The 15,617-nt window shown below is 38.5% G+C and carries 18 protein-coding genes; 9 read left to right on the top strand and 9 right to left on the bottom strand.

Going from position 1 to position 15,617, the window contains the following annotated elements:
- Positions 1-93: 93 nt before the first annotated feature.
- Positions 94-846 carry a uracil-DNA glycosylase gene (locus H3T46_RS04700; RefSeq protein ID WP_155565907.1) on the bottom strand — a complete coding sequence of 251 codons (753 nt, stop codon included), beginning with the start codon at positions 844-846 and terminating at the stop codon, positions 94-96.
- Between the two features lie 78 nt (positions 847-924).
- Between H3T46_RS04700 and H3T46_RS04695 the strand changes: the two genes are divergently transcribed.
- The 3 genes from H3T46_RS04695 to H3T46_RS04685 are packed head-to-tail and all read left to right on the top strand — an operon-like array spanning position 925 to position 3,995.
- Complete coding sequence (locus H3T46_RS04695) at positions 925-2,679, top strand: lipopolysaccharide assembly protein LapB (protein ID WP_232349976.1); 1,755 nt, start codon at positions 925-927, stop codon at positions 2,677-2,679.
- Positions 2,680-2,692: 13 nt separating this feature from the next.
- A complete protein-coding gene (locus H3T46_RS04690) occupies positions 2,693-3,583 on the top strand; it encodes a 4-(cytidine 5'-diphospho)-2-C-methyl-D-erythritol kinase (protein ID WP_232350052.1) in 891 nt (296 codons plus the stop codon).
- A gap of 49 nt (positions 3,584-3,632) precedes the next feature.
- The gene (locus H3T46_RS04685; RefSeq protein WP_110438549.1) at positions 3,633-3,995 is read left to right on the top strand and encodes a hypothetical protein; all 363 of its coding nucleotides are present in this window, start codon (positions 3,633-3,635) and stop codon (positions 3,993-3,995) included.
- A 9-nt stretch (positions 3,996-4,004) separates the two neighbouring features.
- Here H3T46_RS04685 and H3T46_RS04680 read toward each other — a convergent pair whose 3' ends face one another.
- From H3T46_RS04680 to H3T46_RS04670, 3 genes are all read right to left on the bottom strand, one after another.
- Positions 4,005-4,583 carry a YqaA family protein gene (locus H3T46_RS04680; RefSeq protein ID WP_155580841.1) on the bottom strand — a complete coding sequence of 193 codons (579 nt, stop codon included), beginning with the start codon at positions 4,581-4,583 and terminating at the stop codon, positions 4,005-4,007.
- Between the two features lie 66 nt (positions 4,584-4,649).
- Positions 4,650-6,038: an ATP-binding protein gene (locus tag H3T46_RS04675; protein WP_155565903.1), complete on the bottom strand. Its 1,389-nt coding sequence runs from the start codon at positions 6,036-6,038 to the stop codon at positions 4,650-4,652.
- The gene (locus H3T46_RS04670; protein ID WP_110438546.1) at positions 6,025-6,750 is read right to left on the bottom strand and encodes a response regulator; all 726 of its coding nucleotides are present in this window, start codon (positions 6,748-6,750) and stop codon (positions 6,025-6,027) included. The genes H3T46_RS04675 and H3T46_RS04670 overlap by 14 nt, the downstream gene beginning before the upstream one ends.
- Before the next feature lie 159 nt (positions 6,751-6,909).
- On the opposite strand from H3T46_RS04670, the gene H3T46_RS04665 reads away from it, so the two are divergent.
- The gene (locus H3T46_RS04665; RefSeq protein ID WP_155565902.1) at positions 6,910-7,320 is read left to right on the top strand and encodes a rhodanese-like domain-containing protein; all 411 of its coding nucleotides are present in this window, start codon (positions 6,910-6,912) and stop codon (positions 7,318-7,320) included.
- A 7-nt stretch (positions 7,321-7,327) separates the two neighbouring features.
- Here H3T46_RS04665 and H3T46_RS04660 read toward each other — a convergent pair whose 3' ends face one another.
- A complete protein-coding gene (locus H3T46_RS04660; RefSeq protein WP_155568467.1) occupies positions 7,328-8,224 on the bottom strand; it encodes a DUF2272 domain-containing protein in 897 nt (298 codons plus the stop codon).
- A gap of 242 nt (positions 8,225-8,466) precedes the next feature.
- Between H3T46_RS04660 and panC the strand changes: the two genes are divergently transcribed.
- A complete protein-coding gene (gene panC, locus H3T46_RS04655; protein WP_198197568.1) occupies positions 8,467-9,288 on the top strand; it encodes a pantoate--beta-alanine ligase in 822 nt (273 codons plus the stop codon).
- 46 nt (positions 9,289-9,334) lie between these two features.
- Here panC and dksA read toward each other — a convergent pair whose 3' ends face one another.
- Positions 9,335-9,766: an RNA polymerase-binding protein DksA gene (gene dksA, locus H3T46_RS04650; protein WP_110438542.1), complete on the bottom strand. Its 432-nt coding sequence runs from the start codon at positions 9,764-9,766 to the stop codon at positions 9,335-9,337.
- Positions 9,767-10,177: 411 nt separating this feature from the next.
- Between dksA and speD the strand changes: the two genes are divergently transcribed.
- The 4 genes from speD (at position 10,178) to H3T46_RS04630 (ending at position 12,513) form a co-directional block, all read left to right on the top strand.
- Positions 10,178-10,642: an adenosylmethionine decarboxylase gene (gene speD / locus H3T46_RS04645; protein ID WP_110438541.1), complete on the top strand. Its 465-nt coding sequence runs from the start codon at positions 10,178-10,180 to the stop codon at positions 10,640-10,642.
- A 92-nt stretch (positions 10,643-10,734) separates the two neighbouring features.
- The gene (gene speE, locus H3T46_RS04640) at positions 10,735-11,595 is read left to right on the top strand and encodes a polyamine aminopropyltransferase (protein WP_198197566.1); all 861 of its coding nucleotides are present in this window, start codon (positions 10,735-10,737) and stop codon (positions 11,593-11,595) included.
- 164 nt (positions 11,596-11,759) lie between these two features.
- Entirely contained in the window at positions 11,760-11,912 is a 153-nt protein-coding gene (locus H3T46_RS04635; RefSeq protein ID WP_155565898.1) for a hypothetical protein, read from the top strand.
- 22 nt (positions 11,913-11,934) lie between these two features.
- Positions 11,935-12,513 carry a histidine phosphatase family protein gene (locus H3T46_RS04630; RefSeq protein WP_155565897.1) on the top strand — a complete coding sequence of 193 codons (579 nt, stop codon included), beginning with the start codon at positions 11,935-11,937 and terminating at the stop codon, positions 12,511-12,513.
- Here the strand turns inward: H3T46_RS04630 and cobS are convergent.
- Genes cobS through H3T46_RS04615 form a run of 3 tightly spaced genes read right to left on the bottom strand, consistent with a single transcriptional unit; the run spans position 12,481 to position 15,586 of the window.
- Positions 12,481-13,257 (bottom strand): adenosylcobinamide-GDP ribazoletransferase, encoded by a 777-nt coding sequence (cobS, locus tag H3T46_RS04625; RefSeq protein ID WP_198197564.1) that lies wholly within the window; start codon positions 13,255-13,257, stop codon positions 12,481-12,483. The genes H3T46_RS04630 and cobS overlap by 33 nt on opposite strands.
- Positions 13,254-14,270, bottom strand: a complete 1,017-nt coding sequence (locus tag H3T46_RS04620) for a nicotinate-nucleotide--dimethylbenzimidazole phosphoribosyltransferase (protein WP_155565895.1) — start codon at positions 14,268-14,270, stop codon at positions 13,254-13,256. The genes cobS and H3T46_RS04620 overlap by 4 nt, the downstream gene beginning before the upstream one ends.
- Positions 14,267-15,586, bottom strand: a complete 1,320-nt coding sequence (locus H3T46_RS04615) for a cobyrinate a,c-diamide synthase (RefSeq protein ID WP_232349929.1) — start codon at positions 15,584-15,586, stop codon at positions 14,267-14,269. The genes H3T46_RS04620 and H3T46_RS04615 overlap by 4 nt, the downstream gene beginning before the upstream one ends.
- Between the last annotated feature and the right edge of the window lie 31 nt (positions 15,587-15,617).

Genomic DNA, 15,617 nt, shown 5'->3' with positions numbered 1-15,617 from the left:
ATACATATTAATTAGGAAAGAGTGTCATGTAATTCAAGAGTTATTTATTTTAGGTAATTAAATATTATCGCTGAAATATATATAATGTTTCAATCAAGTGTTTTTATCTATGGTGGCACGAATGTAAAGGAGATTTTTCCAGGTTACCTGGCGAATCTTGGCATTAATGTTAATTTGGGAAAGATGGTGTAATGGAAAAAGTTGGATGGGGTTAGGAATTCCAGAGTATGTGAATGAATGCCATTGATTTTTTAGCTGGTTAAAATTGACTGGGGTTTTTAGTAAGGTCTTAGCAGGTAATTGTCCAATTGTCAGGATATATCTGGGTTGATACAGGATTAGTAATTTATATAAAAAAGGTAGGCAAAGTTCTAATTCATTCGTTGATATTTGTCGTCCACCTGGGGGGCGCCATGGAACAAGCGGAATACGAAAACAAGCATCAAGAGAAATATCGATGTTATCAAGCATCTGTTCAAGCCAGAAATTTCCCGTATCTGCGAAAACCCTTCCGCTACGATCTTCATCGGCATCGGGAACATCCCCGATAATGTAAATATGGGATTTTGGATCTCCAACAGAAAGTATTGTATTCATGGCTGTGTTTTTAAGCGAACAGTCTTTGAATTCCAGGATAGCCTGGTTTATTTCTTGTAAACTATTGGTTTGAAAAGCGGAGTGTCGATTTGTTTTTGTTATAATTTTCGTTGAAACAGATTGTTTTTTAGGTAAAGGAAGAGTAGGAATAGGTTTTCTATTTTCTAAATGGTTGATACTTACTGAAGTTAAATTTTCATCTATACCCCATTCAGAATATAGCTGTAACAATGATAAATGGTCATACATTTTAGATTACGATGAATATAATGATGGTTAACGAAACCTTATATACTAAGATTTCAGTTTATTGAGAAGATAGTGATTATGCAATGCCCACGCTTTCTACGCACCATGCTTTTATCTTTTTCTCTAATTGCTGGGATGAGCTCGATATCTAAAGCGTCCGTAATTGTAAAGGATCCAGAGCCTGTTGTTCCCCTGGTGCATCAAAGGGGCGGGTACGGGGATTATCTGTCTGCCTATTATGCGGCGCAGACCGATGATAATGTGACCGCTGCAAAATTTTATAATAATGTGTTTAATCATGATCTAAAAAACACGGATGCACGTGAAAGGGCATTTTACTATAGTGTGATCGCCGGCAATCCAGCCGCAGTAAATTTGGCAAAACAAGAAGATAAAGATCCAATTTCCGCCCTGGTATTAAGAAATGATGCAATTGTTAAGGGAAACTGGAAAGAGGCATTAAAATATTTTACTTCTCCTCCTGGTGATCCATTGGGTCAGATGACGTTTTTATTGTTGCAAGCATGGTGCCTATATGGTGCTGGTCAGATTGATCAGGCAAACGCTCTGTTTGAAAAAGGAATTAATACGCCTATTAGTGGGGTCTTTCTAATTCATTATGGCGTTGCGGAAACTTTATCACATCATGATAAAAAAGCTGGCATTTTATTTGAAAAAGCCTATCGGGTTTTTCCCGGGGCGGATCTGCTGTTAATGCGGGCTTATGGAAATTGGCTTTATCAGCATCATCGGGCTGGAAAAGCGGAGGCAATGGTCGATAATTTGACTGATATTTTGCCTTTTTTATCCATTTCAAAAAATAATTTACGTCGCAATCTTTCTCAGTTTCCAGTGCATGATGCTCAAGAAGCGGTTGCTCAGGTTTACTTGGCAATGGCCTCCCTGATTCAGCAGGATTTGGCCAATCAGACTGTTGATGAAAATGACAGGGAGGCTAAAATTTCGTATAAGGTTGCCCTTCATACTGAACAGATATTTTTACGGTTTGCTTTACAGTTCAATCCAAATCTTTCTGAAGCCAAAATTATGTTATCGGGCATTCTTGCGGAACAAAAACACCCTGAACAGGCCCGTAAAATCTTATTTCCTGTTAATCCGGATGATCCGTTAAAGACCAATATACAGTTACAACTTGCCCGTTATGATGCATTATTAAAACATTATTCTCGGGCGGAAAAATCCTTGGAAGAATTGTTAAAGGATTACCCGCAAGAAATTAGTTTATGGCAAACGTTGGGTGATATTTATTTTGATCAGAAAAATTATCCAAAAACCATTCAAATCTACAGTAAAGTCATTCAGTTAAAGAAAAACAAAACTAAATATGATTGGACAATGTTTTTCATAAGAGGGGTTGCTTATGAAAAACAAAAACAATGGCTAAAAGCTGAACAGGATCTACAAATGGCATTAAAATTGGCACCAAATGAGCCAATTTTATTGAATTATCTGGGTTATTCATGGGCACTAAGACATAAAAACTTGCAGAAAGCCCAGATAATGCTACAGAAAGCCATTGATATTGCACCGGATGAAGGGGCAATCCGTGATAGTTTAGGCTGGATTATGGTTTTGAATAATCAAACAGCTTTAGCCATACAACAGTTGGAGCTGGCTGCTGAGACCATTCCACAGGATCCTGAATTAAATTACCATCTAGGGGTTGCCTACTGGAAGGTTGGACGCTATCAAGAGGCGATTAATCAATGGAATGTAGCCTTGACTTGCAATCCAAATCCTGAAAATAGAAATTTAATATTGAATGCATTACAAAAAGCCAAAAAAAATAAATTCTTGTCCTCTCACCACTAGGTAATTTCACTATTTGAAAAAAGATTCAATGTTTATAGAAAAAGCGTACGCCAAAATAAACCTTTTTTTGCATGTGACGGACAAACGTCCTGATGGATATCATATTCTGGATAGTCTGGTTGTTTTTCCTGATGTAGGGGATGAATTGATCCTGTTTCCAGTTTCAGGTAAAGAGGACAGACTTGTCGAGCTTGAAATAACGGGGCAATTTGTATCGCAGTTATCTCAGGAAAATCAGGACGATAACCTGATTGTTAAAGCAGCCTATAAACTTGCAGCATGTACAAAACAACCTTTAAAGCCTGTTAAAATCCAACTGATTAAAAATCTTCCTGTCGCCTCAGGAATTGGTGGTGGATCTTCAGATGCAGCGGCTACTTTACGGTTATTGATGCGTTATTGGAATCTTGTAATTGACAATGATTCATTACAGAAGATTGCATTACAATTGGGGGCAGATGTTCCCGTTTGTCTTAATCCGGTCACACAACGCATGCAGGGAATTGGTGAAGTCATTTCAAGGGATATAGAAATTCCCTCTTTTGGCATGATTTTAGTGAATCATGGAGAAGGGGTGTCAACGGCGGAAGTGTTTAAGAAGCGTCAATCTTCTTTTTTTGACAAAGTTAATTTGAAAAATAGTTTCGATAATGTTAATTCATTTATTCATGATATAACGACCTATGATAATAATTTACAGGAGCCTGCTATTTTACTAAATTCTAAAATTGAAAAAGTTTTGGAAGAAATTAAGATGTTACCCCACTGTCGCTTGGCACGAATGAGTGGATCGGGTGCAACTTGTTTTGGATTATTTGAAACGGTTGAGCAAGCACAAAAAGCGGCGGAGATTTTATCCTCAAAATATTCTTGGTGGATATGGGGGGGGAAAGCTATTCATTAATTTAAATTTTATAGATATAAAATATTTTAGAGGGATAAAGAGGTTACAAATGGCTATTGATGTGAATATACGGATTACGGAAGACCGTAAAAAAACAATTTTAACTTTTTCACCTGATAGTGGCGTAACCGGTCAATTAGAATTAAATCAGCTGGAACTGGACAATCTTATCCAAGCTTTGGGATCTGTTCGATGGATGATGGCAGAAGGTCAAAAAATAGCTGAAATAACCGGGGCGCAGATCAAACCTGCATATCAAACCAAATGGGCAATTCAGAAGAATATTGAAAAAGCAGAAACTTTGCTTGCTTTTCAACATCCAGGGTTTGGTCCACTTGGGTTTGTTTTATCTGACCAACAAGTTAAGGAATATGTCAAGGCATTACAAAAAGGTCTGAAAATTAAGAAATAAATGTTATAGTTAGATATATTTAAAAGCGATGATACCCGATATAAGCAATAAGCAGATAAAACTGGTTACCCATATTAATCGCTTTTCAATAAAATCCTGAATAGATGACCCAAAAAAATAAAGTAGAACAGCTTCCAGGAAAAAACGGGAGCCTCGGGTAATTAAACTTGCGAGCAGGAAGGGTATCAGGGCAAAATGTGCCGCACCGGCAGTAATGGTGATGAATTTATAGGGGATCGGTGTTAATCCTTTGATTAGAATAATCCATACGCCATATGTATTGAATTTATCCTGCAAATTGATGAGTTGCTGTTCTGCGTGATAGAAATGAATGATGGGCATTGCAAGATAATGAAGTAAAAAAGCACCTATTATCCATCCCAATAACCCTCCGACAACACTACTTAAAGTTGTAACTATTGCATATAGCCATGCTTTGCATCGTTTAGCGAGAATCATTGGACAAAGGAGAATATCCGGCGGTATTGGGAAAAAGCTTGCCTCGGAAAACGCGGTTAGCATAAGCCAGAATATCGCGTACTGACTTGCGGCGAGTTGTAAGGCGCGTGCATAAAGATGTTTGAGCATAAAATAAATAAATGTTTTATATTTGTATAGATTGAGGTTAATGTAACGAAATTCGTTTCGGGAAAGTTATTCTATAAGCATAACGACTGCACATAATCCATGAGGAATACGATTATGTAAAGTAATATCTCCACCTTGTCCGCGAATAATATTTCTTGCGATTGAAAGTCCCAGCCCAGTTCCTCCTGTAGAACGGTTGCGGCTTGTTTCCATACGGACAAAGGGTTCAAAAACATATTCAAGATTTTCCTGTTTTAATCCGGGTCCATCATCTTCGATCAATATGAAGATATGTTTGTCTTTCTGGTTATAAAGTGATGGGAAGGGAGGTTTTGAGGTTAGCGATACAGTAACATTCCCTCCATAATTAAGCGCATTATTCATTAGGTTTTGTAGGGCTCTTTTTAGGTTGATCGGACGAGCCTTGATTGTATAACTGGGTAAGGGATGGTGAAGACGGATTTGATCAATTTTATCCGGATGGGTTTCCTGTAATTCATGGATAAGGGTTTCAATCAGGCTTGTTAAATCAAGATTGATAACAGGTTCATGATGCGTATTGTCACGTCCGAATGCCAGGGTCGCATCAATCATTTTTTCAAGTTCATCAAGATCTGAGATAAATTTTTTTTGTAAATGTTTATCATTGATAAATTCAGATCTTAATTTCAATCGTGTAATCGGTGTGCGCAGATCATGACCAATTGCCAAAAGAAGTTGTGTACGATCATTTACAAAACGATTTATACGCCGTGCCATATCGTTAAATGCCCGTGCGGCTTGGGCAACTTCTTCTGGTCCAGATTCAACAAGAGGAGTGGCATTGACATCTTGTCCCAGCCTTCCCGCTGCTGCGGCTAATGTACTGACAGGGGCAATTAATCGTCGAACACTCCACAAAGTAAGCAGGCTTGTTGCTGTTGCCATGATAAAAAAGCTGATCGGAAACGTTGCTGATTTGAAAGGGTTTGGTGTGGTTAATTCATATATGATGTTTAACCATTGTTTATCATCTGGTAACTGAAATGCGATTGCATTTTTATGTTTGTCTGGATCAGAGGTGGCAATAATTTTGGTTGGACGTAATTCGGGTGGAAACAAGATTGTTGTAAGAAGGTGGGAAACAGTTTGTTCCAATTTAGGGGAAGGGAGATTGACATTTTTAAGATTGGGTTCGTTTGAAAGAAAAATGGTAAATCCATGTATTGGATCTAGATCATTAATCTCATCGGACCGATCCTTGCTATCGACTTCCGAAATATCACGATAAATAGCTGTTGCGCGATTTACAGCTTCCTGTTCTTGGGTGAGGCGATTGAAATCTAGCCGATCCAAAGTATTGATTAACAAGCCACATGCCTCGATCAAACCCATCCCAATGATTAAGATCAAGGCTGTACGAGCTGCTAGAGAATAGGGCCATAAATGCCACTTTCTTGGTTTATGTTGTGACATAGTGAATGGGTAGGGCCAACAAATAGCCCCCTCGGTGAACGGTTTTAATTATTTTTGGCTGGCGGCTGTCATCTTGCAGTTTTCGACGCAATCGGCTTAATGTAACGTCAATTGTACGATCGGTGGAAGGAAGCTGATGCCCATATAGAATTTCGGATAAAGTTTCCCGGGTAACAATTTCTGGGGCATGTTCGATTAAAGCAATTAACAGGTCATATTCCTTGCTTGTCAGGGAAACCTCAACATTTTGAGGATTCAGTAGCTGTCTGTGAAGTAAATTGACCTTCCAGTCTCCAAACTGGATGATTTTCTGTATGTAGGGGTTGTGAGCAAATTGTTTACGTTGTGAACGATGCAAAACGGCATGGATACGGGCCAGTAATTCTCTTGGGTTGAAAGGTTTTGCCATATAATCGTCGGCACCTAGTTCTAGCCCGATAATCCGATCTGCTTCGTCTCCCATAGCGGTTAACATAATGATAGGAATATCAGCTTTTTTTCTTAACCAATGGGCTATCTCGAAACCACTTTCCTGAGGTAGCATAAGGTCGAGAATCACAAGGTCAAAATGATTGTTTTTCCAAATTTGGCGCACTTGCTCCCCATTATATGCATAGGAAACCTTGAAATGATGTTTTTGCAAGAATTGAGAGAGCAGATCTACAATTTCGTGATCATCATCAATTATTAAAAGATGTATAGTTTGTTCCATAAGATATCAAAAACAAGAAAAGTTAAAATCTGGTCAGAATAGATAACGTGATTAAAGGCAAATATTATTTATTAACAAAACTTTGAGTAATGATGTTTTTTCTTTTAGAAACCATTTTATAGTGAAAATCAATTAAATTAAAGTAAAGGATAGATTATCATGATACCAGAAATAAAGCCTAAAGAGGCTTGGGATTTGTTAAAAAAGGATGGGCAGGCTCTGTTAATTGATGTCAGAACGCCGGAGGAGTGGGAACAGGTCGGCTATCCAGAGTTATCATCTCTAGGCAAGGAAGTTATCAAGATTAGCCTACAAGACAGGATGGGAAATAGAAATGTGAATTTTATACGGGAGTTGAAAAAAACTGTAACGCAATTAGATCGGCCTTTATTATTCCTATGTCTTATGGGAGGACGAAGTCGAATCGCTGCAATCTTGGCAAAAGATGAAGGCTATAAAAATGTTTATAATATAAAAGAAGGTTTTGAAGGGCCAGCAAATGTCAATGGAGTAAGGGGGACAATTGCTGGTTGGCTAGCAGATAATTTACCTTTCACGAAAAAATCTTAAATAATTTTCACATATTTGTAGAAGGGCTTGCCTCTGCATCATATACGATTTCAATGACAATACACCAGGGATAACGATAGTCATAGCTTGCACCATTTGCATTGGATATCATGCCCTGAGTGTCAACAGGTACATGGGTCAATGCAACGGAATCATTTACGTTGCCGCCAATAATACTGATTTCCTTGCCAAAAGGTTGCATGTTCTGGTTTGTCATAACGACAATACCGCAATGTGCAGGAAATCCGTATGTTGTGGGAAGTGTATTAAAACGGATAGTGTTCCGGCTTTTACCTCTGGCGGTACAAATCATGTCACCCAGTTTTGGTGCATAAGTGGCTGGATCATGCCCCCTTAAGACAGGAGATGTTCCAGAAGCGGCCGCATTGATATAGGTTGAATGATTGGGTGAATAGGGGAAACGGTCATTTGCACCTGCAATTCTCATGATATAAGAGATAAAAGCCGCGGACCAGGCATAATTTCCATCGTTGATAAAGTTGAAAACGGTTCCATTACTATTATGTTTTCCAGTATAACTTCCTTCTTTCATGCCGGGATCCATACCGATCCACCAATATTCACCCACCCGTTGCCATAAACCGGATGAACGTTCAGCCTTTACATCCGGACTTGTTGGTTCAGGACGCTGAAGGGGATCTTCATCGGCAATGGGTTGGTTAAATACGCGCCATTCGCGTAAGGTTAACGCTACTACTTCCTGGCGGGAAAAAGGTTCATAATTTCTAACTGCAAAATCTGGAACACGGTCATTATAATAATATCCGACCGGTTTTTGCGATGATGCTGTTTGTTGAGTTGGTGTTATACGGGGGTTATTTGGTGGTCCACCACAGGCGACAAGAAACGTAAGGAAAAAAACCGAGATAATTTTACGGATCATTTTAATAAATCATCTTGAATGTTAAAAAGATTAAGAAATGAATATATTATCTCTGATAATTAGTCTTTTTGAAATGATTTTTCTTTCGTAAATAATGTTATTCAAAACAAACTGTGGCTTTAAAACATCTTCATTTTACGATAAGGAAAGGAATCGTTGTTATCCTGACTAAACTGTCATGAATTTTAAAATTATTATTAAAAAACGTATTACATAAATATACCAGGGAAATAGGGGAAGATATGATTATTACCCATGATTTGAACGAGTTTTTAAGGGAGAGAGGGCATTTGGACATGATTGATGTATCCTTTGTTCCAACGATGGGAGCTTTACATGAGGGTCATCTTGCTTTGGTAAAGAAAGCCAAGAAAATAGCCAAACATTGCATTGTAAGTGTTTTTGTCAATCCTTTACAATTTGATCAGAAAGAGGATTTTCTTCGATATCCTAAACTTGAAAAAGAGGATGTTCATTTGCTTGAACAAAATCAGGTCGATATAGTGTGGTTTCCAAAAGTCGAGGATATCTATCCAAAAGGTTTTGACACGCGTATTGAGATAGGTGGACCAGCTTTACAATGGGAAGGTGCATTGCGTAAAGGTCATTTTTCAGGCGTTGCAACCGTTGTTTATCGATTGTTTTCTTTAGTCAGACCTAAATTTGCCTGCTTTGGGGAAAAGGATTGGCAACAAATTCAGGTGATTCACAGAATGGTAAAGGATTTGCTTTTACCTGTTACTTTGGTGAATGTGCCAATCGTGCGTGAAAAAGATGGTCTTGCAAAATCATCCAGGAATCGTTTTCTTACGAGTGAAGAGCGTTCGCGAGCACCGTTTTTGTATAAAATATTACAAGAGGCTTATCTAAAGTTAAAAAGTGGAGGTAATATTTCATTTATTTTATCAAACGCAATAGAGGCATTGGAAAAAAAAGAGTTTAAAGTGGATTATTTTTGTGCGGTTGATGGAAATTCTCTACAGAAAATAACCAAGTGGAATGATAATGCACGTCTTATTGCAGCGGTAAAACTGGGAAGTGTACGATTATTGGATAATATATGAAATTTATTTTCCATTCATTTAATTGAAATGGAAAATAAGTCATGGTTTAGTCAATTGGTTGGTCATCACGATAAACGCGTTCCTTTCTCTCATGCTGTTCTTGAGCTTCAATGGAAAGAGTGGCGATGGGGCGGGCCTCTAGCCGCTTCAAACTGATGGGTTCTCCTGTTACCTCACAATAGCCATAAGAACCATCTTCAATTTTCTGAAGTGCGTTATTGATTTTTGCAAGCAATTTTCTGGCCCGGTCATGAGTACGCAGCTCAATTGCGCGGTCTGTTTCAGAACTGGCCCGGTCATTGAGATCAATATCAACATTTTTGTCTTCTGAGAGATGATTAAGGGCCTCAGTTGAATTTTGCAAAAGAGAATCCCGCCAATCTTCCAATTTCTTTTTAAAATATGCAAGCTGACGAGGATTCATGAATTCCTCATCTTCAGAAGGGCGATAGTTTTTATCAAGCGGTAACGTATTCATTATGCACCTGCTATAGATATGGAATAATAAAGTAGCCTAAATTACTTTTATTAGAGCTTTATAATAGCGAGTAACTATTTCGCCAAGTAAAAAAAATAAATTTTAAAAAATAGTGGGTAAATTAATAAAAACAAGATTTTGAGTCTAAAAATGTAAAAAAAATATTTTTTTGAAAAAATATAAAAAAAAACTTGAGATTCGTCAGTGAAGGGGTCATATACTAACCTAAATATAACGGTGGTCGTTATTTCGCGGAATATATGATATATTATTGATTAGGACAAATTCTGTTTGATTACTAGAACAGGGTTCGTTTCTGATTGAAGTTTATGTATGTTCTAGTTTCACTTTATTCTTTGGCCCAAGGGGGCATATTGCCCAACAGGCCGTCTACTGGTTTAGGGGTACGTGATGAACGGACTTGCTCAACTGGGGATGGTCTCGGAAACTCCGAGAAATAACCAGGTTTCAATTGATTTTTCAGAAAATATGGAAGATCGTAAAGATTATTTTATTGTTAAAGATGGTATGCGTTTTGCAGGAACGCATCTTCTTGTTGATTTGTGGGATGCAACCAATCTGGATAATCCAGAAGAGATTGATCGCATCTTGTGTGAAGCTGCTGTTGTAGCTGGGGCCACGATATTACACAGTCATTTTCATCATTTTTCACCGAATGGTGGAGTTTCTGGTGTTGTTGTTTTGGCGGAAAGCCATATTTCCATTCATACCTGGCCAGAACGGAATTTTGCTGCTCTGGACATTTTCATGTGTGGTTCTTGTGATCCATATCTTGCCATTCCTGTTTTACAACATTTCTTTAAACCTGAAAGAATTGTACTGGACGAACAGAGGCGTGGGAAAGAAAATTTATAGAAAAACGATATTTCTATAGCAGTAACAAACACTGGACAAAAGAATATTGTCCAGTTTTTTTGTCATTCAATAAAAGGTGAAAGCAGAATTTAATGTCTTTTAAATGGGTTGATGAAACGTTGTATCCGGCCTGGAAACAGAGCTTCCGTGCTGATAGGGAAATCGTGCATAAAAAATCTTTATTTCAGGATATACGCATTATTGAAAATGAAGAATATGGCAAGGTTTTATTCCTGGATGGCGTGACCCAGATTACTGAAAAAGATGAATTTGTATATCAGGAAATGCTTGTTCATGTTCCCTTGTTGACACATGGCAATGCAAAGCGTGTTTTGATTATTGGTGCTGGAGATGGTGGGGTTTTACGTCGGGTTTTACAGCATCAAACAGTTGAAAAGGCGGTTATGGTGGAGATTGATGGGGATGTTGTCGCTCTGTCCAAGGAATTTCTGCCTGAAATTTCAAAAGATTGCTGGAATGATCCACGTGCGGAAGTGGTTATTGGGGATGGTATCCAGTATGTTGCCGATGTGCCAAAGGAAAGTTTTGATGTTATAATTGTGGATAGCACTGATCCAATTGGTGTTGGTGAAGTTTTATTTACGGATGAATTTTATCGAAATGCAGCCAGAATTTTAACCGGAGACGGCCTGATTGTGAATCAATGTGGTGTTCCGTTTATGCAAGCCGAGGAATTGCGGGAAACCAGTTTGCGTCGTAAAAAATTCTTTTCATATGTATCGGCTTATGTCGCTGCGGTTCCAACCTATGTGGGTGGATTTATGACGCTAGGGATTGCAGGAAAAAAAGAAAATCAAACCAATCAAACAGTTGATATAATTAAGCAACGAGCAAAGGTGGCAAAACTTGAAGGATTGACACGGTACTGGTCTCCAGATGTTCATATGGCATCTTTTTGTCTCCCGCCATATATTAAGGAAAATTTACCGTAATAACAATGTGGTTTGAAAATTAAGAATTCTATTTCATGTAAAAAAAACGTATAGTTTACAAACGGTCGGATTTTATGACAATCTGGATTATAGTTTAAAGAATAGAATACATTAATTTTTTTATAAAATTTTCTGATAGCAGGTTGGTAAGAAAGGAAAAGAATATGGCGGCAGCAATTATTTTCTTATCAACCTGTATTGTTTTACTGGTAATGTATTCCATAATCTGTGCGTTATGGGATGTGATATTGGGGCGTTGGAGCAGAGAAGAACAGAAAAAAAATTTTCAACAGGATCTTAATGATTTTGATGAATGAAAGGACAGGTTGATTCATTATTATGAGCATAAATGATCATTTCCAGATTGGTTTAATGCGTCATCCACCTGTTCAGGTTCCTGCTGGCATGTGTTACGGGCATTCAGATATACCTTTACGAAATGGATGGGAACAATATGTTTCGATTCCAGAAGGGTTTGCAATTGATCAGATTTATACCTCCCCTTTGTCACGTTGTCTCAAGTTGGCCCGTGCCATTGCATTGCAATATCAGATCCCATATCAGGAAGATAGGCGCTTGATCGAATTGAATTTCGGTTTATGGGAAGGAAAAAAATGGGATGAAATTCCCAAGGAATTCATTGATGCATGGGCAGAAAATCCTTGGGATTGGCAGATTCCGGAAGGAGAAACAGGTCGGTTACTTCTTGCTAGGGTTATTGAAATTTGGCATGAAATTAAAAAAAAGGGTCAAAATATTTTGATTGTCTCACATGGTGGCCCTTTACGGCTTTTAAGGCAGATTGCGTTAGAAAAATCAATTGAACTGTTAGGTCCATTACCAGATTTTGGTCGAATTGAATTATTTACCTTTTCAAAACATTATTTAGATAAACAACAAATTGCTTGTAACGAGTAAAGCGGTTGTGGATAATACCTGAACAGCGCCCAGGCAATCCCCGTTATATCCTTTAATATGGTTGTTGATAATCAAGCTGGATAAAAAACCGGTTATAAAGGAAACCAAAAGATACAAGATTGTAAATTTCCAGTTTAAGAAATAAAGACATATGCTTATCGTTATGGTGAAATGAATGAAACTGGAAATAAATGGAATATGATCAAGCTGACTGGCCATACTTTTTGATTGAACAGGGGAAAGGATAAAAACGGGGATCAACATGGATGATCTGGATAAAATCGCAATGGCTGTTAAAAGCGGAATAATTTTCTGATGAAGTGTCATTAGAGAGATCAAGGAGGTGATCTGTATTCCGAGTACAATAAATAATGTTAGAACCCCGTATGTGCCTAAACGGCTATCTTTCATAATGGTCAATTTTTGATCAATACTATGTCCGCCACCAAATCCATCTGCACAATCTGCCAATCCATCCTCGTGTAAACAACCGGTTAGCAATAGATGAAATCCTAATGCTGAAAAGGCGATAATTGACGAAGATAGAGTGGTGAAAGAAAGGGTATAAATAAAACATCCTTCAAGCCCACCGATAAAAGCGGAAATAAATGGCCAAATCCATATGGATCTGGCAAATGAAAAGAAATGAAAATCATTATAAATATAATGAATTGGCAATCGTGAAAAAAAGGAAAGACTACTGAAAAAATCAGTTATGACTTTCCTTATGAAAAGAAAAATCATTTAGGATACGGTAATCCGGCCTCATCATAGGTGGACATACCTCTATAACAGGCTAGGGCACCTTGAAGAATTGGAATGGTTATTGCGCATCCGCTGCCTTCTCCCAATCGCATATTAAAGGCTATCAAAGGATATTGGTTCAGGTTTCCGGCCAATAACAAATGCCCTTTTTCTGCAGAAAGATGGCTGATTTTTGCATGATCAAGACCTGACGGGTTTAGCTTTTGCAATGCTGCTACAGCGCTGGTGCAAACAAAACCATCTAATAAAACCGGAATATTGAGATAACGAGCAGCCAAAGTGGCCCCCAACAAAGCCGCTTCTTCATATCCACCAAAGTGGCGGCAAATTTCAAGTGGGTCATCGAGAATATCCTGATGTTTGGCTAGAGCCTCATCAACAACACGTTGTTTGTTCTGGATATATTCAGGCGATTGACTTGTGCCTTTGCTGACCCATTGGGCACCATTTCCACCAAACAGGGCGGCACTCAAAGCGGCAGCTATTGTTGTATTGCCAATTCCAACTTCCCCTAAACAAAGCAGATTGATATTGGGTGTTACGGCATTATATCCCGTCTCGACCGCCTTAAGGAAATCATGTTCTGACATGGCCGCTTCATGACAGAAATTTTTGGTTTTCTCAAAATGATTTAGAGGGATAATACGCAGTTCTGCTCCCGCAGTTTTTGCCAGCTGGTTAATGGCTGCATGTCCCTGTTCGATCTGGGTGACCATCAATTCCGTAACGACAGCATTGTAGGGTGTGACACTTTCGTCGGTAATGCCATGGTTTCCAGCAAAAATCATGATACATACCTTATCGAGGCTGGGCATTTCTTTTTTTTGCCAGGATGCTAGCCATGCAACCAGATTTTCAAGCTCTCCTAAACTGCCAGGAGGTTTTAAAAGGTTATTCTGGCGGGTAAAAGTGGCCTGTTCAGCTTTTTTATCCTTTTCGGGCAGTACAAGGCACAATTTTCTTAATTCGGTAATAGACTTAAAGTGTTTCATGATTTTAATGCAATACTATGGAAAAAACAGCCTGTAACTTTATTACGTCTTCCACCTTCCGGGCCAAGATAATTGTCTGTTCCATCGCTCAGTAAGGCATATGGCTGGTCAGATCCTGGATCTGAAAGGGTTGCGTAATGAAATTCATGACCATATATTGTAAGATCCCCGTTTTGGTTAGGTAACCTCGCTATACGATATCCTAAATGAATTTTAGGTTTTGCATAACTGCAGCTATGGCTGAGCAGCCCACTCATTCTATGTGCTTGCCCGTTTTTGTCAATGAGGCTTTTCCCCATAACCATATATCCCCCGCATTCACCATGCACAGTTTTAGTTTGGGCAAAGTTTTGTAAACCCTGTAAAAACTGATTGGCATTGGCAATTTTTTCCGCATATAGCTCTGGATATCCTCCTGGTAGCCAGCAACTATCACATTTTTCTGATGGTGCCTCATCTTGCAGTGGAGAAAAAAAATGGATGGATGCTCCCTGCCGATGCCATCCATCAAGAATATGGGGATAAATGAAACTGAAAGCGAGATCTCTTGCAATTGCTATTCTTTGACCAAGGGGTGGTAGGGCAATAATTGAATTGTCTGATGGGATGGAAAGCTGAGGAATATATGACAATAATTTATCCAGATCTATATTTTCTTCAATAAAATCAGCCAGAAAATCAAGGTGATTATCCAGATCCTCATGTTCTTCGGCTTGAATTAATCCCAGATGTCTTGTCGGTAAATGAAGTTTTGAATTACGGGGAACACTGCCCAATATCGGAATATTAATCCGGTCAAAGGCAGCTTTGGTATTTTGATAATGACGGGGAGATGCCACATTATTTAAAATTACACCGAGAATCTTGAATTTCGGGTTTATATTGGCGAAACCATAGGCAATAGCAGCGGCCGATTGCGCCTGACCAGTAATATCCAGAACCAATATGATTGGAATCTTGTAGCGTATTGCCAGATCGGCTCCACATCCTCTTTTGCCTTCTTCATTTTCGATGCCGTCCAAAAACCCCATTGAGGATTCAATGATGAATAATTCTGCGCTTTTTGTTGAGGCATTAAATAAATGGTCAAGTAAAGGAAAAGGCATGGCCCAGCTATCTAAATTAAAGGATGTGTTTTGCGTTGCGATGGCGTGAAAGGCGGGATCGATATAATCTGGTCCTGATTTTGCCGCACGAACATGTATGTTTTTACGGCGTAAAGCATTTAATAATCCTAGGGTGATGGTTGTTTTTCCACTTGCCGATTTGGGAGCGGCGATCATAATTGCTTTGATAGAATGCGGTTGATTGTTCATATAAATATTTGAACTTGAATAAAAAAAAGTT

It is taken from the genome of Commensalibacter sp. M0133, from assembly GCF_016101485.1.
Lineage (GTDB): Bacteria > Pseudomonadota > Alphaproteobacteria > Acetobacterales > Acetobacteraceae > Commensalibacter > Commensalibacter melissae.
Note: the sequence above shows the minus strand (reverse complement) of the source record. Positions and strands in the feature narration are given on the sequence as shown.